General features: G+C 64.5%; 16 protein-coding genes. 6 read left to right on the top strand and 10 right to left on the bottom strand.

Annotated features, from left to right (window positions below; genetic code table 11):
- Window positions 1-165: 165 nt before the first annotated feature.
- On the top strand, window positions 166-1,050 hold the full coding sequence (htpX, locus tag AAGA68_00600) for a protease HtpX (protein ID MEM9383533.1): 885 nt from the start codon (window positions 166-168) through the stop codon (window positions 1,048-1,050).
- A gap of 35 nt (window positions 1,051-1,085) precedes the next feature.
- Here the strand turns inward: htpX and AAGA68_00595 are convergent, their stop codons facing one another.
- Window positions 1,086-2,630: a hypothetical protein gene (locus AAGA68_00595; GenBank protein MEM9383532.1), complete on the bottom strand. Its 1,545-nt coding sequence runs from the start codon at window positions 2,628-2,630 to the stop codon at window positions 1,086-1,088.
- 9 nt (window positions 2,631-2,639) lie between these two features.
- Complete coding sequence (locus AAGA68_00590) at window positions 2,640-3,800, bottom strand: FAD-dependent oxidoreductase (protein MEM9383531.1); 1,161 nt, start codon at window positions 3,798-3,800, stop codon at window positions 2,640-2,642.
- A gap of 137 nt (window positions 3,801-3,937) precedes the next feature.
- Between AAGA68_00590 and AAGA68_00585 the strand changes: the two genes are divergently transcribed.
- Complete coding sequence (locus AAGA68_00585) at window positions 3,938-5,053, top strand: pyridoxal-phosphate dependent enzyme (protein ID MEM9383530.1); 1,116 nt, start codon at window positions 3,938-3,940, stop codon at window positions 5,051-5,053.
- Here AAGA68_00585 and AAGA68_00580 read toward each other — a convergent pair.
- A complete protein-coding gene (locus tag AAGA68_00580) occupies window positions 5,043-6,470 on the bottom strand; it encodes a sodium/proline symporter (GenBank protein MEM9383529.1) in 1,428 nt (475 codons plus the stop codon). The two genes, AAGA68_00585 and AAGA68_00580, sit on opposite strands and share 11 nt — an antisense overlap.
- Window positions 6,467-7,021 carry a L,D-transpeptidase family protein gene (locus AAGA68_00575; protein MEM9383528.1) on the bottom strand — a complete coding sequence of 185 codons (555 nt, stop codon included), beginning with the start codon at window positions 7,019-7,021 and terminating at the stop codon, window positions 6,467-6,469. The genes AAGA68_00580 and AAGA68_00575 overlap by 4 nt, the downstream gene beginning before the upstream one ends.
- A gap of 154 nt (window positions 7,022-7,175) precedes the next feature.
- Between AAGA68_00575 and AAGA68_00570 the strand changes: the two genes are divergently transcribed.
- Entirely contained in the window at window positions 7,176-10,844 is a 3,669-nt protein-coding gene (locus AAGA68_00570; protein ID MEM9383527.1) for a hydantoinase B/oxoprolinase family protein, read from the top strand.
- Here the strand turns inward: AAGA68_00570 and AAGA68_00565 are convergent.
- Both AAGA68_00565 and AAGA68_00560 read right to left on the bottom strand, forming a co-directional pair.
- Complete coding sequence (locus AAGA68_00565) at window positions 10,801-11,490, bottom strand: rhomboid family intramembrane serine protease (GenBank protein MEM9383526.1); 690 nt, start codon at window positions 11,488-11,490, stop codon at window positions 10,801-10,803. The two genes, AAGA68_00570 and AAGA68_00565, sit on opposite strands and share 44 nt — an antisense overlap.
- A gap of 78 nt (window positions 11,491-11,568) precedes the next feature.
- Window positions 11,569-13,491, bottom strand: a complete 1,923-nt coding sequence (locus tag AAGA68_00560) for an LOG family protein (protein MEM9383525.1) — start codon at window positions 13,489-13,491, stop codon at window positions 11,569-11,571.
- A 207-nt stretch (window positions 13,492-13,698) separates the two neighbouring features.
- Here AAGA68_00560 and AAGA68_00555 point away from each other — a divergent pair, with 207 nt between their 5' ends.
- A complete protein-coding gene (locus AAGA68_00555) occupies window positions 13,699-14,670 on the top strand; it encodes a hypothetical protein (protein MEM9383524.1) in 972 nt (323 codons plus the stop codon).
- Window positions 14,671-14,750: 80 nt separating this feature from the next.
- On the opposite strand, the gene AAGA68_00550 is transcribed toward AAGA68_00555, so the two are convergent.
- The gene (locus AAGA68_00550) at window positions 14,751-16,820 is read right to left on the bottom strand and encodes an alpha/beta hydrolase domain-containing protein (GenBank protein ID MEM9383523.1); all 2,070 of its coding nucleotides are present in this window, start codon (window positions 16,818-16,820) and stop codon (window positions 14,751-14,753) included.
- A gap of 39 nt (window positions 16,821-16,859) precedes the next feature.
- On the bottom strand, window positions 16,860-18,146 hold the full coding sequence (locus tag AAGA68_00545; protein ID MEM9383522.1) for a citrate synthase: 1,287 nt from the start codon (window positions 18,144-18,146) through the stop codon (window positions 16,860-16,862).
- Window positions 18,147-18,382: 236 nt separating this feature from the next.
- Between AAGA68_00545 and AAGA68_00540 the strand changes: the two genes are divergently transcribed.
- Together AAGA68_00540 and AAGA68_00535 are read left to right on the top strand one after the other, a co-directional pair.
- The gene (locus AAGA68_00540; protein ID MEM9383521.1) at window positions 18,383-19,315 is read left to right on the top strand and encodes a histone deacetylase family protein; all 933 of its coding nucleotides are present in this window, start codon (window positions 18,383-18,385) and stop codon (window positions 19,313-19,315) included.
- Window positions 19,316-19,592: 277 nt separating this feature from the next.
- On the top strand, window positions 19,593-20,660 hold the full coding sequence (locus AAGA68_00535; protein ID MEM9383520.1) for a metallophosphoesterase: 1,068 nt from the start codon (window positions 19,593-19,595) through the stop codon (window positions 20,658-20,660).
- Window positions 20,661-20,712: 52 nt separating this feature from the next.
- Here the strand turns inward: AAGA68_00535 and AAGA68_00530 are convergent, their stop codons facing one another.
- Together AAGA68_00530 and AAGA68_00525 are read right to left on the bottom strand one after the other, a co-directional pair.
- Window positions 20,713-22,110, bottom strand: coding sequence for an AAA family ATPase (locus AAGA68_00530; protein ID MEM9383519.1), 1,398 nt, complete (start codon window positions 22,108-22,110; stop codon window positions 20,713-20,715).
- Between the two features lie 102 nt (window positions 22,111-22,212).
- Complete coding sequence (locus tag AAGA68_00525) at window positions 22,213-23,037, bottom strand: methyltransferase (GenBank protein ID MEM9383518.1); 825 nt, start codon at window positions 23,035-23,037, stop codon at window positions 22,213-22,215.
- Between the last annotated feature and the right edge of the window lie 50 nt (window positions 23,038-23,087).

Genomic DNA, 23,087 nt, shown 5'->3' with positions numbered 1-23,087 from the left:
GGCGCCAGTGGTTGGTCGAGGCACGGCCAGGAAAAACCGCGACGGACAAGTCGCTAAAACATAACCCACGCTCGTGTAGATTGACAACGAAAGCCCCTGGCGAGCCTTGACTCCGCGCAGGCGCGCCCAAACATCCCAACATTTACCGCAACTTGAGGATCTGCGATGACTCGCATACTCCTGTTTCTAGGCACGAACGCCGCGATACTCGTGGTGGTGAGCATCGTGTTCTCCCTGCTGGGCCTGGACGGTACGATCAACCGACAGACCGGTGGCATCGACCTCACGAGCCTGCTGATCATGTCCGCTGTGATCGGTTTCACCGGCTCTTTGATCTCACTGTTCAGCTCGAAGTGGATGGCCAAGCGCAGCATGGGCGTGCAGCTGTTGAACGTGAACGGCCCGCGCGATCAAAACGAGCGTTGGCTGATCGATACGGTTCGCCGCCAGGCCAACGAGGCAGGGATCGGTATGCCGGAAGTAGGGATCTGGAATGCGCCCGAGATGAACGCCTTCGCCACGGGTTGGAACCGCAATAACGCCCTAGTCGCCGTCAGCGTGGGGCTTCTGCGCGGGATGAAGCCGGACGAGGTGGAGGCGGTGCTCGCTCACGAAATCGCCCACGTGGCGAACGGCGACATGGTGACGCTCACCCTGATCCAGGGCGTGGTCAATACCTTCGTCGTCTTCGCATCGCGCTTGGTCGGCCACATCGTGGACCGGGCGGTGTTCCGCACGGAGAGTGGTCACGGGCCGGGCTACTTCATCGTCTCACTGGTGATGCAGCTGGTCTTCAGCGTGCTGGCGAGCATGATCGTCATGTGGTTCTCTCGCTACCGCGAATTCCGCGCCGATGCGGGCGGGGCGCGCCTCGCCGGTCGGGAGAAGATGATCCGTGCCCTCGATCGCCTGCGAACGGGCGGCGGGGAGCTACCCGATGAGATGGCTGCGATGGGAATCTCCGGCGGCCGCACGGGCGGTCTCAAGAAGCTGTTCTTGACCCATCCGCCCCTCGAGGAGCGGATCGCGGCTCTACGTGAGCAGGCGTAGGTCGAGAGCTACGGCGATGCCCCGAGCCTGAGGGCTCAGGCGTCGCCGGGCGCCACGCGCTGAGCGGCTTGGATACGAAAGCGAGCCGCGGCGGCGATCAAGGCCGACACGAAGCCCGAAGTGATGGTCATGGTAACTCGCAGCCCCTCGGACTCTAGGGGCATCTCATCAGTGGCGTAGAGCATGATGATCAGGGCCAACACTGCCCAGGTCCCTGCGCGAATCCCCGCTAGGCGGAGCTCGTCGCGCCAACTCTTGGGGTCCTCCAACGCTGGCGCGTCCATCTGATAGGCCACGTAGCCGCACATGAGTGCCGGCAAGATTCCAAAGCGCATGGAGCCTACGAAGCTGGCAGCGAAACTGAACTGCGTGTCGTTGGCCGAAAGCCCGAACACCAAGGCGGACATCGAGGTGCTGATCACAAAGCAGATGAGCGTCATCAGCGCGTAAAATCCGTAGTAGCGCGCGGGGTTGCGAGGCGATCGGTAGGCCTCGGCATGGGCCACGAAGACCACCGCCATGGGCACGACGTACATGCTGGTGGCGTAGAGGCTCCAGCGCACCGTGTCGAAGGCAAAATGCTCGAGCGGCCTGGGCGGTTGGAACAACACGTTGTAGACCACCACCGATACCTCTCGCCCCACTGCCACGGCCGCCACGATCGCCGCTGAGAACAGAAGCAGATGGCGATAGGTGTGGCGCAAGCGTACCTGGCGCGGATCGCCGCCCAGGCGAGCGACGGTCTTCCACATCTCCTCCTCGTTGGGGCTGCCGTACACCACGATGCACGCTAATAATCTGCATAGCCATCGGACCAGCTGATCGAGCTTCTCGATAAGCTCCAAGGTCTTGGTATAGTGCGGCTCCGCCCTTTTCCAATTCGCCACCCTCTCCGAGGTCTCGTTGAAGGAGATGCAGATCTGCCCCCATTTCAGCGACGGCTCCTGGAAGAAGCGATGATAGGAGTGTTGATCCGCGTAGCCCTGGATCTGGCCGAACAGCAGGCAGGCGCGAGCCCAGCGGTACTCCACCGTGTCCGCGGAACGATCGAAGTCCTCCGCCGCCAAGCTGTCCGCCAGGAGATTGGCGATGCACGCCTTGCGGTGCACCTCGTCCACGCCCTGCAAGCCCGCCCCACGCAGAGAGGTGTACACATCCTGCGCGCGGCGCGGTATGGCGAAGAGGTTGTAGACCACCCCACGCAGCACTAGCACGGGGTTCAGGGGGCTTTCCCACGTGAGCAGAAAGAAGAACACGAGGATCACCATGAGCGGCACCACCAGGCCGGCGGTGATGCTGGCGAGGTAGGCGGCAGCATCTGCTGTCGCTGGATTGAACACGGCATCGATCAAGGGTCGCAGAGGCGTCCACACGGTCACCAGCATGAGGTAGAGCAAGGCCATGATCAGCGCATAGCTCGCCGTGCCGAGGCCGTAGAGCCCCTTTGGTGCCTGGTAGCGCGGCAGGGTAGGTTCGTCGCCTAGGGTCAGCACCCGAGCCGTGAAGGAACGGGATGCCAAGACCAGCGTCAAGATGGCGCCAGCGACTTGAACCAAGCGAAAGGCGACTTCTGATCCCATGGCAGCCTGCTAAAGAAGGTAGGTATCGATGCCTTCGAGGAACAGATCGTACTGGGTGTCCACGGCACCCTTGATCCCCACGGCGGCCATACCGGTGACCACGTGCCCCCGGAACAACACCCACCCCGCTGCGTCCAACACGCCGAGGCTGACCACGTAGCCCAGCTCCTGAAAAACCCATTCAAGCAGCGGTCGGCGGCGGTGCAGGCGAGCCAGATTAATCCCCACGTGGCGGCCCTGTCGCAGCGCCACCTGGGCAGTTGCGGCGTTGGAGCCCCCGCCATCCACCTGCGCGCAATCACCGGCGGCGAACACTGCCTCGAGCGCTCTCCCCTCGATTTGCACCTGGCCGTAGCGATTGGTCTTCATCGAGCAGGGCGAAGGCTTTACGCCAGTTAGTAATAATGTTAGGTTTGAAGGAACCTCGTCAATCGCACCGTCCCTGTCACCTCTTCGAAAGCGAAGCACATCGCCCTCCTGCCCCTCGAACTGCGCCTGGGGCCACCACTCGACACCCACGGCAGTAAGGCGCTCGAGCGCGTAGCGCCTGACGCGCTCGGGCATCTCACTTAGCGGCGCATGCGCCTGGTCGAGCAGGCGAACTGTGCCCCGGGCACCGAGCCGGCGCACGGCCTCAGCGAGCTCGCAAGCAAACTGCACGCCGCTCGCCCCCGCTCCCACGACACTGACGCGCACATCGACCCCGTGCTCATCGCACAGATCGCGCAGGCGCTGGCGCAGGTCGAGATCGCGTAGCTCGCGCAGCGTCAGCACCTTTGGCCACCCGGCTGCCTCGAGCGTCGGTTCACCACCGCAGGCGAGCACCAGGTAGTCCGCATCAAACCGCTGCACAGCCTGCGCGTCACCCGCCAAGCGCACTGGAAAGCGGCGCGCCGCACTCCACTGCGCCAAATCGCCGACATCGAAGCCTTGGTCGCTCTCGCCAAGCCAGCCTCGCACATGTTCGAAGCGTAGGCGGTCGGCGAGTTCCGCAAAGGGGATGCGCAGTTCGTCGAGGGGCCGCGAGGCTGCCTCGTGTAGGTGCGTTAGTTTGAGGTGATGGGCGCTCGGATCGATCAGGGTCAGGTGGGCCGCCGGCAGCTGGGAGCGCACCGCCGCGAGACACGAGATGCCTGCGTAGCCACCACCTACCACTGCGATGCGGGTCATGCCGCGAGCCCCTCGGCGCAGAAGATAGCAAGCCTCGGCCGACAAGGTGTATCGTCGACCAAGACCTTGCCCAACACGCCCATGGGACTGGCGCGTCTAGCGCGCCCCGCAGGCTCGTCCCGCCGCGGGAGAAGCTCTTGAATCCTCTGTTCCAGCACTATCCCAGCCTCGAAGCGCACCTGCCGCATCTCGCCCTTGGCACCTATCCATCCACCATTCAGCGACTGAGCGGGCTGGAGCGCGCTTGCGACGCGTCCGCACTTTACCTGAAACGCGATGACGCTGCCGATGTCACCTACGGCGGCAACAAGCTGCGAAAGTTGGAATTCCTGCTGGCGCAAGCGCGGAAAAACGGCGCACGAAAGGTCATGACCTTCGGCGCGGTCGGATCGAATCACGCCTTGGCGACAGCGATCCACGCAAAGCGCCTGGGCCTTGGCGCCATCTCTATGCTCGTGCCGCAGGTGCTCTCCAGCAAGGTATGCCGCAATCTGCTCGCCCATTACCTCACCGGTGCAGAGCTGCACCACTATCCCGACGAGCAGGCGCTCGGCGACGCCGTACGCTATCAGCTCGATCGGCACGAGCGCCTCGACGGAGTCGTGCCCGCGGTAATCCCTGGGGGCGGCACCTGCGCCTTGGGCGCGGTGGGTTTCGTCGCTGCGGCGTTCGAGTTGGCAGCCCAAGTAGCCGCTGGCGAACTGCCGGCGCCCGCACGAATCTACATGGCCTTCGGCACCACCGGCACCGCAGCCGGGTTGGCGCTCGGGCTTAGGGCCGCCGGCCTCGACAGCGAAGTCATCGCCGTACGCGTCACCGCGGAGCGCTTTGGCAACGAGAAGCGCCTGCACACGCTGATACGCCAAACCTCTTCCCTCCTCCACGAACGCAGCGGCGGCACCTTTGCCAAGCTCACGCCTCAAGACTGCCGGGTCACCGTGCGCCACGACTGCTTCGGCGGTGAGTACGCGCGCTACACGCCGCAGGCCATTGAAGCTGTGCGCCGCACCTACGACAGTGATGGGGTGACCTTGGAAGGCACCTATACGGGCAAGGCCATGCTCGCCCTCCAACAAGACCTCGACGACCCTCAGCTGGCTCGCCAGCCTTGCCTCTACTGGAACACCTACAACTCCCGCCCCCTCGCGATCGAAGACACGGATTATCGAAATCTACCTAATTCTTTTCATCGCTACTTCGAGCAGCCTATGCAAGCGCTAGACGCCGAGATGGAGGGCGTCTTCACCGGCTAGCCAAGCCGCGCTGATCCCTGGAAGGCCTCGAACCTGCCCATACGATCACAGCGCTAACGCCCAGGGGCAGGAGGCGCTCGAGCCAATCGCCGGGAGAGTCCGCCAGCCAGTGGGCCAGCACGGTGAGACCAGCGCCGGCGCCCATCGCCGCCAGTCGCACGGGTACAGGGATGACTCGCCCCAGCAGCATGGCCACCACCAGCGGACCGAAGGCAGACCCAACCGCATGCCACGCAAACAGTACACGCGAGAAGATCGACTGCGGCGCGTAGAGCGCAAGCGCCAGGGCGAAGGCGCTAAGGCCCAGCACCACGGCCCGTGACTTGGACAGGGAGATGCGCTGTTCGATGCCTCGGCGCAGATCGTGCGAGACGGACGAGGCTGCTACCAACAGCTGGCTATCCGCCGTGGACATGATGGCCGAGAGCACGGCGGCCAACATCATCCCCGCCACCACGGGCGGAAACAGGCTAGCGGTCAGGCCGTAAAAGGCCTGCTCCCCCGCAGCATCCGCGGGATCCAGCAGCATTCGGGCACACCAGCCAGTGCAGAGCATGCCCGCGTACACCACTACCGCCCAGCCCACCGCGATAAGCCGAGCCCGGCGTAGGGCCTGATCGTCGCCGAGTGCCATGAAGCGATTGAGCACGTGGGGCTGTCCCGGATAGCCCAAGCCGATGCCCAGCGTGCCGGCCACGAAGCCAATCGCTGCGGGTGCCGCACGTGCACCGAACGGCCCCCCATCGCCCGCCGAAGCAAGGTGCTCCCATAACGGCCCTAGGCCACCGACGGCGAGCACGCCGGCCAGCGGCAAGATCACGGCCGTAACCGCCATCAAAACGCCCTGCACGCTATCGGTCACGCTCACGGCCCAGAATCCGCCGAGCAGAGTGTAGAGCACGACGATCAGCGCACCTATCAAGACGCTTAGTTCCGCGTCGAGTCCGAACTGGCTGTCGAAGGCCGCGCCTGCTGCCTGAAACTGCGCCGCGACATAGAACCCGAAGGAGACGAGCACGATGATGCTCGCCAAGCGTGCCACGGCAAGGGACCTCTCCCCTCGTGCAGTCGCAGCCATCACGTCGGTCAGCGTTACCGCGCCGCTCTCACCCGCAAGAGTGCGCAAACGGGGCGCGATCAGCACCCAGTTGATCAGAAACCCGCTTAAGGTGGCCGGAAACAACCATAGGGCAGATAGGCCCCAGGCGTAGGCCGCGCCGCTCACCCCGAGCAGAGTCCACGCCGACGACGATGAAGCACTGGCGCTGATGGCAGCGACAAAGCCTCCGAGGTTACGCCCCCCGAGAAAGAAGTCCTCTGAATCATGCGTGCGCTTGCTCGCCCACCAGCCGATGCCGATCAGCAGCACCTGGTAGGTCACCAACGTGATCAGGACGATCACGCGCTCATCGATCACGCGCGTAGCACCACCGGCGTGTTCTCACGGCTGGCAAGCCAAATCTCCATCATCGCCTCGTTGGAGACGGCGACGCAGCCATTGGTCCAGTCCTTGGTGAGTAAGCCGCGATAGGGACGGCGGGCCTCGTTCGGCATGCCGTGAATCATTATGTTGCCGCCAGGCCTCACCCCCGCGGCGCGCGCGCGGGCCCGGTCCTGAGCATTCGGGTAGGAGACGCGGACGGAGAGGAAAAAGCGGCTGTTGATGTTCTTGAAGTCGATGACGTAGCGCCCTTCCGGAGTGCGGTTGTCCCCTTCACGCTCCTTGTGGCCTCGTGGGCTTGCGCCGAGTACGCAGGGGAACACGCGAACGGTGCCATCGCTGCGGTATAGGGTTAAGCGCCGACGTCCCTTCTCCACCACTATCTCCCGCGCTGGCGTCCAGTCGAGGGCGTGTAGCGCCGCGCCACTGCGCCGAGGCGCCAATGCGCTGACACTAATGCCCGCCAAGGCAAAGAGCACGGCGCGCCGGCGAGCGCAGGCTTGCGCGTCGTCTGGTTGGCGACTCATGAGCATCTCCTGTCATCAGCCAGGAGGCGAGCAAGGGGCGTGGTCCTTCGCATGTCGATGCCGAGCATAGACTGTCGCTCACCCTTGCGCCTACCCCGCCGGCCTGTCACGGTCTTCCTTCTTACCTGAGGGAAGCTGAACGGAGGCTGACTGCGTGCAGGGGCCGGGCTGGGAGTTCTGGATCGATCGCGGCGGCACCTTCACGGATATCGTGGCGCGCGCCCCTGATGGTGCCGTTCAGTGCCGCAAGTTTCTCAGCGAGGCGCCGGAGCGCTACAGGGACGCCGCCGCCCATGGCGTACGTGCGATTCTGAACCAAGCGAAGGACGTGGGGCGTGCGCCGGTTCACGCCATCCGCATGGGCACCACGGTCGCCACCAACGCCCTTCTCGAACGCGAAGGTGACCCCTGTGTGCTGCTCACTACGGCCGGCTTTGCAGACGCGCTGGCGATCGGCGATCAGGCACGTCCGGATCTATTCGCCCGCGAGATCCGTCGGCCGGCACCGCTCTACGCTCGCGTGATCGAAGCAGCTGAGCGCATGAATGCACGCGGCCGCGTGCTGCTGCCTCTCGACCCTGCGACCTTGCTCGACCCGCTGCGAGCCGCAATCGATGATGGGATGCGCAGCGTCGCCATCGTGTTCCTGCACGGCTACCGCTATCCCCAGCATGAACGGGCGGCTGCAGATCTCGCTCGCACGATGGGCTTCTCCTACGTGAGCGTCTCCAGTGATGTACTGCCCCTGCCACGTCTCACAGGTCGGGGCGATACCACGGTGGCAGACGCGTACCTCTCGCCCTTGCTAGTGCGCTACGTCACGCAGTTCCAAGCGGCCCTTGCGGACCCCGAGGACAACACCGGTCCGACGGTGAGGCCGCAGCGTCTACTGTTTATGCGCAGCCACGGCGGTCTCACTGAGGCGGAGCATTTTCGTGGCAAGGATGCGGTGTTGTCCGGCCCAGCCGGCGGGGTCATCGGTATGGTGAGCACCGGCGCTGCCGTCGGCCTGAACACGCTGATCGGCTTCGACATGGGCGGCACCTCCACGGATGTCGCGCTGTACGCAGGCGCGCTGGAACGCACGCAGGACAGCGCGGTCGCTGGCGTGCGCCTTCGGGCACCCATGCTGCGCATCGATACGGTGGCGGCAGGTGGGGGATCCATCCTTAGCTTCGAAGACGGTCGCTTCCAGGTGGGGCCTGCCTCCGCCGGCGCCGACCCCGGCCCCTGCTGCTACCGTCGTGGCGGGCCCCTGACGGTCACCGACGCCAACCTGCTCCTCGGCCGCCTGAATCCCTGCCACTTCCCTCAGGTGTTTGGCCCGAACGCCGATCAGGCGCTCGATGAGGCGGCCGTACGGGAGCACTTTCGCCTCCTGACGGAGGAAGTCAATCGCGCGAGTGAACAAGTCTATTCGCAAGAAGGCGCCGCCGAGGGCTTCCTGCGCATAGCCGTAGACAACATGGCGAGCGCCATCAAACGCCTCACGGTGCAGCGAGGCTACGACCTAAGCAACTTCACGCTGTGCTGCTTCGGTGGCGCGGGCGGCCAGCACGCCTGCGCCGTGGCCGACGCGCTGGGACTGCGCCGCGTGTTCATCCATCCCTACGCGGGCGTGCTTTCAGCTTATGGCATGGGCCTCGCGGACATCCGAGAGATCCGGCAACACGCGGTGGAAGCACGCCTCGACGAGGCCCTCCTAAGCGGACTTAGGTCCACCCTATCCAACCTGGAGGAGCAGGCGGGTCAGCCGTTGCGCGCACGCGCAGGCGACGCCTCACCCTTGCGCTTCGAACGTCGCGCCCACCTGCGCTACGAGGGCACGGACACCTCCCATGCCACGCCCTTAACCGACGCTGCCGAGATGACACTGGCCCTTGCCAAGCTTCACCAACAGCACTACGGCTACGCCCATCGCGAGGGGGCCATCATCGTCGAATCCGTCGAGGTGGAAGCCATCGCGCCGGGCGCCGGCATCCCGAGCGACGCCGAATCAGCGCCGAGCGACTCACCGCCCCACGCCGACCCTAGCTCGGCCGCGCTCGTGCGTGAGGTGTACTTTGACGGCGAGTGGCAGCGAACCCCCTTCTACCTCCGAGAGCGCTGCCAGTCTCCCTGCCGCGTCGACGGCCCCGCGATCATCGTGGACGCCAACGGCACTACGGTGATCCACCCCAGCTGGTCGGCCAGCCTAGATCGCGACGGTCACCTGCTACTAGAACGTCGCATGATCCCAGATCAAGTGGCACAAGAGCAGGTTGCCAATCGCGCCGACCCCGTGCTGCTCGAACTGTTCAACAACCGCTTTCGCCATATCGCCGAGCAAATGGGCACGGTTCTCCAGCACACCGCCTCCTCAGTGAACATCAAGGAGCGCTTGGACTTCTCCTGCGCAGTGTTCGATGCGCTGGGCGGACTGGTCGCCAACGCACCTCATATGCCCATTCACTTAGGGTCTATGGGTGAGAGCGTGCGCGCGGTGATACGGCGTGAGGCGCAGCGAGGTCGCAGCCCCAGAGCCAACGATGCCTTCCTGGTGAATGCGCCCTACGCGGGCGGCACCCACCTGCCTGACCTCACGGTGGTCAGCCCCGTCTACCTGCGCGAAGCAGCAGACAGCCCGGACTTCTACGTCGCCTCGCGAGGCCACCACGCCGACATCGGCGGCACGACGCCGGGCTCCATGCCCGCCTTTAGCCGACACATCGACGAGGAAGGCGTTCTCTTCGATCACTTCCCGCTAATGCGCCACGGCGCCCTCGACGAAGCTGGCCTGCACGAGCACCTGGAGGCTGGACCGTGGCCCGCGCGCGCGCCGGCTCGCAACCTCGCCGACCTACGTGCACAGTTAGCTGCCAACGCTCGCGGACTCCAGGAACTCGAACGGGCGGCTGAGCACTTCGGCATCGAGGTACTGAGCGCCTACACCGCGCACGTACAGGCCAACGCCGAGGAGTGCGTGCGCCGTGCCATCGCTCGCCTACCGGCAGCGGGCGAGTTTACCTATCCCTTAGACAACGGCCTGCGAATCCACGTGCACGTAGCACTAGACCCGCAAGCGCGTACGGCAGTCGTCGACTTCAGCGGCACCTCGGCCCAAGCGCCGAACAACTTCAACGCACCGGCCGCCGTGTGCCGTGCCGCTGTGCTCTACGTGTTTCGCACGCTGGTCGACCGCGACATACCTATGAACGAAGGCTGCTTGGCACCGATCGAGCTGATCATTCCACCTGGCTCCATGCTCGATCCGCGACCGCCCGCCGCCGTAGTGGCGGGCAACGTGGAGACATCCCAGTGCATCACAGACGCACTCTACGGCGCCCTTGGCGTACAAGCCGGCGCCCAAGGCACGATGAACAACATCACCTTCGGAAACGAGACGCACCAGTACTACGAGACGGTCTGCGGCGGCACCGGTGCCGGACCGGGCTACCATGGCGCGAGCGCCGTTCACTCTCACATGACCAACTCGCGCCTCACGGATGCGGAGATTCTCGAGTGGCGTCTACCCGTGCGGGTGGAGGCCTTCGCGATCCGCCACTGCTCGGGCGGCAAAGGCCGTTGGCGGGGAGGGGACGGCGTCGAGCGCCGCCTGAATTTTCTCGACGCGATGCGCCTGTCCTTGCTCTCGAACAATCGGACTCAGGGGCCCTTTGGCCTGAATGGCGGGGGCGCCGGCCAAGCTGGCGAGAACTTGCTGTTGCGCGCAGACGGGCGTGAAGAGCGCCTGAGTGCAAGCGCGCAGGTCGAGGTGGCGGCCGGGGATACGCTGGTGATCAGGACGCCTGGGGGCGGTGCTTTCGGCGCGGAAACACGCTGAGGAATAGGATTCCGGCGATGAATCCGCCAATGTGCGCGCGAAAGGCCACGCCACCGCCGCCCTCCCCGGCAGACACCGCCTGAGAGGACAACAGCTGCAGAGCGAACCAAGCGCCTAGCACCAGCACGGCCGGCAGCGGAACCGGGCGAATGAAGAAGAACGGCGGAAACACCACCGAGACCTTGGCCGTTGGGAAGAGGATCATGTACGCGCCAAGGATGCCCGAGATCGCGCCGCTCGCGCCGATCATGGGGACCGTCGAGGTGGGATCGGGGATTGCCTGGGCAAGGGCCGCCGCAACCCCGCAGGCGAGATAGAACAGCGCGAACCCCACATGACCGAGCTCCGATTCGACATTGTCGCCGAACACCCAAAGGTAGAGCATGTTGGAGGCGATGTGCAGGATCGAGCCGTGCAGGAACATGGAGCTGAACACGGTGGCGACGGGCGGCACCAAGGTCAACTCCGAGGGCAGCGAGGCCAAGCCGAACAGCACCTTTGGGGTCAAACCGAGGCTCAAGACCGCAAGCTGATTCGCTCGCCCTAAGGACAGCTGCCAAAGGAAGACGCCCACGCAGGTCAACAACACCAGTACGGTAATGACCGGCGTCAGGGTGGCAGGGTTTTCATCGCGGATAGGGATCATCGCAAACTTCGACCGCCCTACGAGGGTCGCCGTTCCCTGCGCCAGGTAGCAGGCGCAGTCACCACCTCAAGTTGTGCATCAGCCGATGCGCAATACGCGACGGTAGAAGGGGATGACCTGCGCGGCGTCCACGGTCACCAGAGTGTTGTCTAGCAGGGTCGCTGGCGCGCGTTGCGCCTCCACCATCTGCGCGAGCTGGCCCCTCAGGTGGCGCCAATAGGCTTCGCCGCCTTCATCCTCACCGAGGAAGATCAGCGGCGTGGCGTCGGCGAGCCCAAGCTTCATGTCCGTCAGCGTGAGCCCCACCTCCTCCAGCGTGCCCACGCCGCCAACCAAAAACACATTGAAACTCGCGATATCGAACCAGCGCTGGCGGATATGGCGCGAGGACTCCTGAAACACCTGATAGAACTGAGCGAGCTGGTTGTGACGCTGATCCTCAATCTCAAGGTAGCTGGCGCCCACCAGCATGTTGAGCTCGCGACCGATGGTGGCCGCGGCCTTCATGGCACCCGGTCCTCCGCCCGTGATCACCGCCAAGCGACCGCCGAAGAAGTCCTGCAGCTCGATCAGGAGCTGGCGCAAACGGGATTCCTCGCGCTCCCCGAGCGACCGCGAAGAACCGTAGACCGCCACAACGATCGACGTCATGAATCGATCGATTTCCCCGATCTCGCAAAAATACCCCCGCGTGCCACGAACCACGTACTTTACTAAGTGCCCGAGATCGCGGTTCAACCAGTACACGTCGACGCCTAGATCGACATAGTCGGCCAGCCGTGCGTGATCGCGGGCCGAGAGGTAGAAACTATGCTCGTAGGACGCGTTATCGAACACCAGGGCTCGCACCAGGCCTCGGCGCATCCGCTCAAGCAGATCCGCATGTTCGGTAAGATTGGGAAAGTAGCGCAGGAGGTGCACGCCCTGACGCTCGCCGAGCAAGGCCGTGGCGTGTTCCTGAATTGCACTCGGCGCACGAACGGCGAGACGGCCAGGCGGCAGCGAACCCACGGCGTGGGGCGTGACCCAGTCGGGCGCGCCCGCCGGCAGAGGATCGCTGACTACGGCGACATGGCGCGCTTCGTAGTTGCGCTCGCCGTTGTGCGGATATGTGAACATCTTACACAGGGCGTCGTAGTCTCCTGGGGCGTACAAGCTCGCCGAGTTATTCGCGCGCGGCGGTGGCGGGCGCTGTGGCGGCGGGACGTCATCTCCTGCATCCGCGTGGTATAGGCTAGCGTAGACGCTAGGGTTCACCACTACCTTGTCCGTGTGATTGAAGAGCTCGAGAAAGGTTCGCGTGCTAGCCGTTTGCACCGGATCGAGCGCAACCGCTTCTAAGTGTCCACCCATCGCGGAAGGTCGGCTGTCGAGCATGGCAAAATGCTGGAATAGAAACGCTGTGCACGAGGTGATCAGACCTTCCCCAGGCGCCAGCACGAGGTTTTGCACAGGCCGTGGCACCTGCAGGCGATTGAGCAGGGTGCGCCCCTCCGATGCCGTCAGCACGGTCCAGATGTCCTGGGCGCTAAGCGGGCGGACGAACTCGTAAATCTGCGTATGCGGCGGGATCACCACTCGGCCGTCGTTGGTTATGGAGAAGCCCGCTGGCAATTTGAACTGATTGCGCTGATAACCATCGAAGATCTCGGTGGCACTCAAGCGGCGCTCCTCCGGGCAGTAGAGCAATCGCCCCACCGCGAGGCCTGGCAGGATGAGTTCACGGGCTAGGGGCCAGACCTCATCGAGAAACACCCAAGGGCGGATGACCGCTTCCAGCATCGCAGCACCCTGCGCAGGTTCCAGCTGCGGCGGAGAACCCGGTCGCACATCGATGCCCAGACGCGCTAGGCGGCTGCGGGCAGAGAACACGACGGACTCGGGACGCGACTGGAGCGCGGTGGTAAACCGGGCGGTCAGGGGGAATCGCACGCGTACGGTGACACTTTCGTCGCTCGCCTGACGTACTTCGATAATGCGTCCGTCGCGAGTTTCGAGCATCGCGCAAGGGCTCCTGATGACGCAGAACACGAAGGGGTCCACGCGCCCTGGGAGTAGCCCGCCGCGTGGCGGTCGCACACTATAGCACCGGCTCTGTGTGTCAACGTGCGATCTGGATCCGCGTTGTTACAGGCCAGGGACAGCTGCCCGCTGGCGAACTTAAAGCCATGAACCAGCTCGACTTTCTATCCATTTGGAGCCATTGACATGAACAACCTTCACCGACCTTTGCTGATGCTAGCCGTGGCCGCGCTACTGGGCGCCGGCAGCGCTTCCGCAGCCACGGCGACAAGCGCGCCGGCTGCTTCGCAAGGCTCGATGCTGTCTGTATTGAGCGGCGACTTCGCGCTCGCACAGAGCAGCGATCGTCGGCGCAGCGCCAACCGCGGCAGCAGCCGTCGAGGTGGCGCAGATCGCCCCCAGCGCGAGCGACGCAGCACTGACCGCCGCAAGAGCACGGACCGCGCCGCTCAGCGCGACAATCGCACCGTGGACCGCGAACGCGAACGCACGGAGAACGGCGCTCGCGGCACCACCACTGTCACTGGCGAAGGCGGACGCAGTGCCACCCGCACGCGCAGCCGAGAGGTGGACCGGGAGGCCGGTACCGCGAGCCGCTCCAGCACCGTAACGGGCCCGGAGGGCAGGACCCGCTCGGTCGACCAGACCGCCTCACGTAACGAGGACGGTTCGATCAGCCGTCAGACCACGGTCACAGGCGCCGAAGGCAATACGCGCACGATCGACAGTACGACCACCCGCGGCGAAGGCACCATATCTCGCGAGCGCGCCGTGACGGGGCCGGACGGCAATACCCGGACGATCGACCAGACCGCCACGCGCACGGATACGGGCTTTGAGCGCCAAAGCACGGTCACCGGCGCGGACGGACAGGTTCGCACCCGGGAGGTCACGGGCACAGTGGACCGCGACGCGGGCACCTTCTCGAAGGATGTGGTGACCACGGATGCCCAAGGCAACAGTCGTACCCGCAACACCACTACGACACGCACGGACGACGGATTTACCCGCGATACCGCCATCGAGGGGCGCCAAGGTGGCAGCGGCACCCGCAACGTCACGGTGACGCGAGACCCCGAGACCGGCGAGGTGAACCGCGACGTTAGCGGCTCCCGTACACCGCCGCCGGAGGACGCGACGGAGAGCGACGACAGCTAAGCCCTAGCACCGGGGAGCAAAGGCCCGGGCGCCGCCATGCGCCCGGGCCTTCTCGCGTCTGGGAACGCTGCTTCAACGGTTCAGCGCGAGGTCGGCTCGGTCTGCTGCGTGTTGGCGGCCTGGCTCTCCTCTTCGACCAGGCCCTGGGCACCGACCACCAGATCCCACGTGGCGAGGGCGCGCTGGCGCACGCGGCTGCGATCCCGCGGAAGCAAGAATCGCTCAGACACAAGCGCCTCGATCGCCGTGTCGACGCGGGCCACGTAGGCCGCACGACTGGTGTAGATCTCGCCCACTGCTGGTCGCTCATCACCGGCCTCCGTCGCGGCCGCCGTATCTAGCTGCAAGGGCACAAAGAGTCCGCGAAAGTCAGCGAGCTCCGATGGGTTGGCCAACCCATCGCGAAAACTCCACGGGGTGTAGGTAGCTAGCGGGGCACGCAGCTCGACGTTGCGTACGCCAGCGAATTCGTTGCCAAAGCGATCCACCTGAGGCACGAAGACCGGGTAGGGATCGCTCACGGTTGGTGGCTGGCGCAGGGCAACGCCCTCAGCCCAGCGACGACCGAAGTCCAAACGCGCCGGCGTGTGCACCACCTCCGGACGCAACACACCGGGTATGTAGGGGAAGTCGAGCTTGGTGACGGACACCAGGGAGCCACCAACCAAACGAGGATACAAGCTTGGGGGAGGCGCCACATCGTTCTGCACCCAACTCGACAGGGCCACCATTAGGGCGCGAAGATTGACTAGGAAGTCGACCGGGTTGCCACGTGCCGCAACGCGGTCAGTGCTGACCGCCGGCGGCCAGCTGTCGACGAAGTGCTGGCCACTGGCCAGCAGGTAGATGCGCTCGTTATCCGGCGCATCCACATCGCGGCGCCCGTCAGCCGACGTGTGGATGAGCGAAGCTGCGCGCGCGTAGTACTCGTAGCCCGTGTTCGTGTACAGGATACGAGGCGCCAGGTCAGTGTCGACGTAGGTGCCTAGGAGGCCGTCTTCACGCCCTGTGATGGGGTCCTTTTCCTCAGCGGATGTGAAAGGGAACACGTCCGTTGGGTAATAGAAGGACGAGTAGCGATGACCGTCGCGTGAAGGCTGTGCAAAGCGATGGTTGAAGCTGCCGCGCCCCGCCCCCGCGGTGTGGATTAGCAGCCCGTCGAAGGCACGGCGGCCAAGCTCGTCTCCGTTGAAGCCCTCGTAGAGAAAGTGCCGCAGGAAGCGCCCCGTCTGCGAGACGCCAAATCCCAGGCAGTGCTTGGCCTGAAAACGGCGGTCGTCCGCGTACTTGGCGTAGCTCGCCATATCGCGCACGGCCGTGAAGCCCAGGCCCATGATCCGCGGATCCCGAGACCGATACACCAGCTCGTAGATAAATCCTGGATCGAAGACGCCGCGGGCGCGGATGTCCTGCTGAGTACCAAAATACCAGCGGGATCTCGGCACCACGTTGCGCGGCGCATCGCGCCCCGCTCGCCGGGTCAGGACGTTGCGCACGTCGTCCGGCTCTACCACGGGATAGGCGACGTGACCGCGATGCCCTAGGGCGAGTCTATCGACGCGCTGATCCACCACCCAGTCCGTGCGCACCAGGCCACCGATCGGCCGGCCGTTCTCGGTGGCGACAGGCACGTCGAGGCGCAGCCTGCCGGGCTCTCGCGGCACATCAGCCTGCCATCCCACCCAGATGATGGTGAAGCCGAGCTCCATGAGTAGACCGTCGCCGAAGATCTCGGGAGAGTCGGGCGAGATGGGGCCGCGGGCGCCCGCATTGAAGTAACGCAGCAGGGCCTTGCCGCCGCGGTTGCTGACCTCCATCAGGCAGCTACGCGCACCCTCTTCGGGATCACGGGGGCGAAGGATCACGAGGTCTGCGGTGGACCGAACCAGACCGTCTGCATCGCGCGGAGCCCGATCGATATCGATGACCGCGCGGTTAGCGGGCAAGTTAGGATCGACGCCGAACTGCACGCGGCCGACGTCTACGACGTAATCAGGATGGGTAGCCCCGGGAACTCGAGGCACCTCCCAGGTGGTGTCAATCTCGATTTCGAGCACGCGCGCAGCGGCCGAGCCAGCAGCGAGGCTGGCGGCGGCGACGAGCAGTGCGAGGCCCACCCACCGGGCCCGAGGCCTTTGGCAGGTCATCATGGGCGCGCCTTGCGGCTTCGCGCGCCGACCCACTTGGCCTTAGCCGCGCTCGTCCATGGCCGTCACGGCACGCGCTCCGGCGCCAGTGTACAGCTGGCGCGGACGGCCGATCTTGCGCTTCGGGTCCGAGATCATCTCCATCCAGTGGGCCATCCACCCCACCGTACGACCGATCGCGAACATGACCGTAAACATGCTTACGGGCACACCCAAGGCCTGGTAGATGATGCCACTGTAGAAGTCGACGTTCGGGTAGAGCTTGCGCTCGATGAAGAACTCATCCTTGAGCGCGATCTCCTCCAAACGCATCGCCAGCTCCATGCGGGGATCGTTCCCGTACTTGGCGAGTACCTCGTGGGCGATCTTGCGGATGATCTTGGCCCGTGGATCGTAGTTCTTGTACACGCGATGACCGAAGCCCATGAGTCGGAACGGATCGTCGCGATCCTTAGCCTTGGCGACGTACTTATCGATATTGCTGACGTCCCCAATCTCGTTGAGCATGCGCAGAACGGCTTCGTTGGCACCGCCGTGGGCCGGCCCCCACAGGCTCGCGAGCCCCGCGGCAATCGCACCGTACGGGTTTGCCTCAGATGAGCCTGCCAAGCGCACCGTGGAGGTGGATGCATTCTGCTCGTGGTCCGCGTGGAGAATGAACAACACGTCCATCGCCTTCTCGGCCACCGGATCCACTTCGTAACTGAGCGGCGGGCGCGCGTACATCATGTAGAGCATATTGCCGCAGTAGCTTAGGTCGTTACGCGGGTACATCACAGGCTCACTGATACTGTGCTTATACGCCGCGGCGGCGATGGTCGGCATCTTCGCGATCAGGCGGTGAGCAGTGATCTTTCGATGCTGCGGATTGTTGATGTCCAGCGTGTCATGATAGAAGGCGGAGAGTGAGGCGACACTGGCAGTCATCATTGCCATTGGGTGGGCGTCGTAGCGAAATCCGTCGAGGAATCGACGAACGCCTTCGTTGATCATCGTGTGGTGGGTGATGAGATCAACGAAGTCCGCGTGCTGAGCACGATCGGGCAATTCCCCGTATAGCAGCAGGTAGCAGACCTCGAGATAGGAGCATCGCTCTGCGAGCTGCTCGATCGGGTAGCCACGGTAGAGCAGCTCGCCGGCTGCGCCATCGAGGTAGGTAATGGCGCTTTCGCAACTTGCCGTTGCCACGAACCCCGGATCCAACGTGAAGTGACCCGATTCCGCAGGCAAGCGGGAGATGTCAATGACCGGTGCGCCGGACGTGCCGTGGCGTACCGGGAGTTGAACTTCCCTGCCGTCGGCCAGCTTCACCGTTACCATTTCAGTCATTCAAAGCCCTCTGACAAATCCGACGCGGGGATCGCGCGCGGGACGCGGGTCCGACGCAACCCACGCAGTGCAGTGCGTCAGTGTAGTGGAACGGCGCCAGAGCAACCAGCCCGCCGACTGGTTCGCAAATGCGTCGACTGGCCCTCTGGGCGCCGAAATCGGCAGACTTTCGCCCCTGCTCGGCGGGCCTAAACACCCATGAAAAATACGGCGATTCACCGAGCGAGGTAAGTACGGTGCAGACCCTATGGATCACCCATCCAGCGTGCATCGAGCACGAAAACGAAGTCGGCAACCCGGAGGTTCCAGCGCGCCTGGAGGTCATCGAAGCGGCCGCGACCAAGCAGGGCTTGATGGATCGAGTGAGCGAGCGCCTAAGCGCCCCCAGGGCCACTCGCGACCAGTTGGAACGAGCGCACGACTCGGCGCATATCGAGGCAATTTTCGCCGCAGCTCCGGCAAACGGCCGAGTGCACCTCGACGGCGACACATCGATGACTCCTCACACGCTCGCCGCAGCCCTGCACGCCGCGGGGGCCGCGGTCACCGCCGTGGACGAGGTAGTCGCCGGCGGTGCTGACGCGGCGTTCTGCAACGTGCGCCCCCCCGGACACCACGCTGAGCGCGCCCGGGCGATGGGTTTTTGCTTGTTCAATAACATCGCCGTGGCGGCGCTGCACGCCCTGCAGGTCCACGGCCTGAGCCGGGTGGCGGTGTTCGACTTCGACGTCCATCACGGCAATGGGACGGAGCACATCCTCGCGGGCTTCGAGGATCTGGAGGTACTCATGTGCTCCCTCTACCAATCCCCACTCTACCCCTACCAAGTGGCCGCCAACGTGCCCGGACGCATGGTCAATGTGCCGCTGCGGCCCGGTGCTGGCGGAGCCGCGCTGCGCGAGGCTTGGGAACGAGACTGGGCCCCGGCTCTTCGCGCCCACGCACCTGAGCTGATCCTGATCTCAGCCGGCTTCGACGCCCACGCGCGCGATCCCCTGGGCGGCCTAGCCCTCCAGGAGAGCGACTACCGGTGGTTGACCAATGCCATGGCGAGTGTTTGCCAAGAGAGCGAGTCCAAGGGGATCGTCTCCGCGCTCGAAGGGGGCTACGACCTGCAGGCGCTAGCCAGCAGCGCTTGCGCCCACGTAGCGGCATTGCTCGACGCCTAGTAGCCTGTCCCAGCAGTTTCGGGAGTGATGAGCGAGTCATTCGTCGGCGAGATGAAGCGCGCTGACGAGTAATGGCCTGAGCCATTGCGAGGAAGTGCAACGCGCAGATCGTCGATGAAGGGCTCGCTCAGCACTTTCGAAACTGCTGGGACAGGCCACTAGTTCGGAAAAAAGTTTCCCTCGACACCCGCTTTACGGCAGGATAACGACCTACCTTTGAGGGGTAGCCCGGGCACACAAGAAGCCTGGGAAATATACAAATAAATCAGTGATTTAAATGCCTGATTCGGTGCGAGGAGAACAGCGTCGAGCGGAGCGCCTTGCGACCAGCTCCGGTGACGTGGCGGCGATGCTGTGGGCCGATGAGGTCGCCGGCCTGCCGCTCTGGAGGCGGGAGACTCGAGATAACAGCCTTGAGAACCGCGTTGGTTCTCTGCATGCACGCTACCGGCTCAGCCTGGAAGCCAAGCGCCAAGCGGTGGAACCGGGCATCGTGCGCGACGGATGGGGCCACACGGGCACGGGCTTGGCGCCCATCGCTCTGATCGCCCGCCTCGCGCGGCTGGCGGGCCTCGGCAACGCGACCGACCGGCGACCGCCACGGGTGGTACATCACAACTTAGAGATGCGCGGTCTCCCCGCCTCCCTCGAGGGTCTGACGCTCGCTCATATCTCTGATCTTCACCTAGACCTCTGCGCGGGTCCCCGCGTGGGGGCGCTTGCGGCGGCGGCAAGCTCCGAAGCGAGCGACGCCCTGGTAATCACCGGTGACCTGTTCACCAGCGCCCTGGCACCGGCCCGCGCTGGCGCCGCCCTAGACGCCCTTTCCCGGGTGCTCGAGCAACACGGCGGCCCGGCCTTCGCCGTGCTCGGTGACGAGGACTCTCTGTGGGCGGTGCCACGGCTCGAGCAGATCGGCCTTCGCGTGCTCGTGAACGAGAGCGTGGCCTTGAGCTACGGAGAGGATCGCCTGTACCTGGCCGGCGTTGACGATCCGGCCTACTTCAAGGCGGACGATGTGGAGGCGGCGCAGCAGTGCATACCCGCCGGCGCGACCACCGTACTGCTGGCACACTCGCCGGAGATCTACCGGCGCGCCGCAGGCGCATGCTTCCACGCGATGCTCTGCGGCCACACGCACGGCGGCCAGCTATGCTTGCCCAATGGCAAGCCGCTTGTACACACGGGGAGAGCGCCCTTCAAGGTGTCTAGGGGAAGCTGGCGCCATGGCCAGATGAGCGGCTACACGTCTGCGGGGTGTGGCGCGACGCCGCTGCGATTGCGTTTGAATTGTCCCGCCGAGGTCACCTTCCACCACCTCACACGGTTGGCCGGCGAAGGTTGACACCACCCGCTACCACCACGATCAGGGCCTACGCCCGAGGCATTAAGAAGACTCAGGCTTTTTGCGCTTGTTCCTCGGATATCACCAAGGTCTCGCGCCATCGATCGTCGTTATCTACTTCCACGGCCTCGGCTGAGGGTGACGCGCAGTGCACGCGCAAACGGTGGCGTCCGAACTGAATCTCATCGCCGTCACGAAGCAGCCGTCGGCGCACGCGCAGTCCGTTGACGAAGGTCCCGTTAGTGCTGTTCAGGTCGGCTATCCAGCACCCACCGCGCAGCCAGCTTACCTGGGCGTGGTGACGGCTTACGTACTCAGCGTTGATTTGGATGTCGTTGTCCTGGTCTCTACCAATCGTGAGGCGTTCGCTCGTTAGGCGATGCTCGGCCACGGCATCATTGTCGAGAAACAACTGAAAGGACGCCCTTGTCTCCGTGCGTGGGGCGCTATTTGCGGCGGCAGCGCGCGCCTCTTGTGAGCTACCACCGCGAAGGCTCGCCAAGCTCGCGATGGAACGATCGATGTCCTCCGCTAACTCCACGTCATCGCCCGGTAGCGGCAGGTCGAGGGGCTCTGCGACTTCGTGATCGAATCCTGTGGTGTCCACGTCGTCCCGATCGCCAAGTCCCTGCACGGGATGCCAGTCTAGTTCCTCGATCGCCGTACGCAGCGTAACGGCCTGCACGTCCGGCGAACCCTCCGTGTAAGCAGACATCAGTGCCGTGTCGCACAGGATGTTGATCAGGCGCGGAATGCCACCCGTGTACTCGTAAATAGTTTCTACACACTCGTCGGAGAAGAGCTCTCGCTCCGCGCCCGCTACCTGCAGGCGACGCGTGATGTACTCCGCCGTCTCTTGCCCGGAGAGGGGCTTGAGCTGGAAGTTGAAGCGAATTCGTTGGCGCAGCTGCTCCAAGACGGGTAGCTCCAGCACGTCGCGAAGCGACGGCCTACCGCTCAAGATCAAGTTGACCGCCGCGTCCTTACGCGTCACCAGTTGGGTGACCAGGCGGATCTCCTCCAGCACGTCGACGCCGAGGTTGTGGGCGTCATCGACGACGATTAGCACCTGACGCTTCTGTTGGTACTGCTCGTTGATGTAGTCCTCAAGCATGGTCAGCAGCTCGACCTTCTGCTTGTCGAAGGCGCGAATGCCAAAGCCGAGGAGCACGGACTGCAGTAACTCGAGCGGCGTGAGCTGGGAGTGCGCGATGCGGGCGATCACCACCTTCTGCCCGGCTGACGCGATCAGCTTGTTGATCAGGGTGGTCTTGCCCGTGCCGGTCTCGCCGGTGAGCATGACGAAGCTGTCGCGGTTGAGCAGGGCGTAGCTCAGGTACGCCTGAGCGAGCGAATGCTGCGTGCTCAGATGCAGAAATTCCGGATCCGGAGCAAGCAGGAAGGGCGGCTCACTCAGGCCGAAGTGTTCAAGGTGTGGATCCGTGCTCATGGGCCGCAGATTCGCGTATTTCCGAAAACTAAGCAACTGCTGGGGCGTGCCGACAAGCGTGCCAGGTGCCGACCGTTCGTCAGCACCGGGCTGCCGCCGGTCTCAGCGCTTGACGAACTTCAGCGTCATGCGATCGCTCTCGCCGATGCGCAGGTAGCGCTCCCGATCCTGCTCCCCGAGCTCCAGGGAGGGCGGCAGGGCCCACACGCCGACGGCATGATCGCCCGGATCGGCGGGATTTGCATTGATCTCGCTGCTATCGACCAGCTCGAAACCGGCCGCTTCGATGAAGCCGATGACGTAATTCTCGTCTATGTAGCCCTCATCGCCGGTGCGATGGGCTGGGTTTGCAGGATCGCCGCGATGCTGCACCACGCCGAGCACGCCACCGGGCTTGAGGGCGCGGTGCATGGCGTCCACCGCGGCGCGCGCCGTATCGTTCCTCAGCCAGCCGTGCATGTTACGGAAAGTCAGCACCACATCCGCGCTACCCGCCGGTGCCACCTCGAGCTTGCCCGGTGGCTCGAAAACTGCGAGCTCCACCTTGTCGTAGACCTGCGGATGAGCCGCCAGCTTGTCGCGGAAGCGCTTGGCGCTGTTGCGGTAGTACTCACCTTCGCTCTCGGGATCGTAGGCGGCGGCGTAGAGCTTGCCTTGCTCGCGGAGGTACGGCGCGAGAATCTCCGTGTACCACCCGCCCCCAGGACTGACCTCGGCCACCGTCATATTCGGTGCCACCCCGAAGAAGGTGAGGGTCTCGATCGGATGCCGGTAGCGGTTGCGCTCGCGGTTTCCCTCCGCGCGGTGATCCCCCCAGGTGGCCACTGCCAGTCCCTCGAGGTGCTCGGCGCTGGCCGGTCCCGCCATGAGCAGGGACGCCATTGCCACAGCCACGGCGCCGACGGCACACGTTGTTTGCTCGTTCATCAAAGCTCCTTTTCCTTGTCTTGAATCGGTCTCTACCCTAGTGCCCTATC

The sequence above is a fragment of the Pseudomonadota bacterium genome, from assembly GCA_039193195.1.
Taxonomy (GTDB): Bacteria; Pseudomonadota; Gammaproteobacteria; order Steroidobacterales; family JBCBZW01; genus JBCBZW01.
Note: the sequence above shows the minus strand (reverse complement) of the source record. Positions and strands in the feature narration are given on the sequence as shown.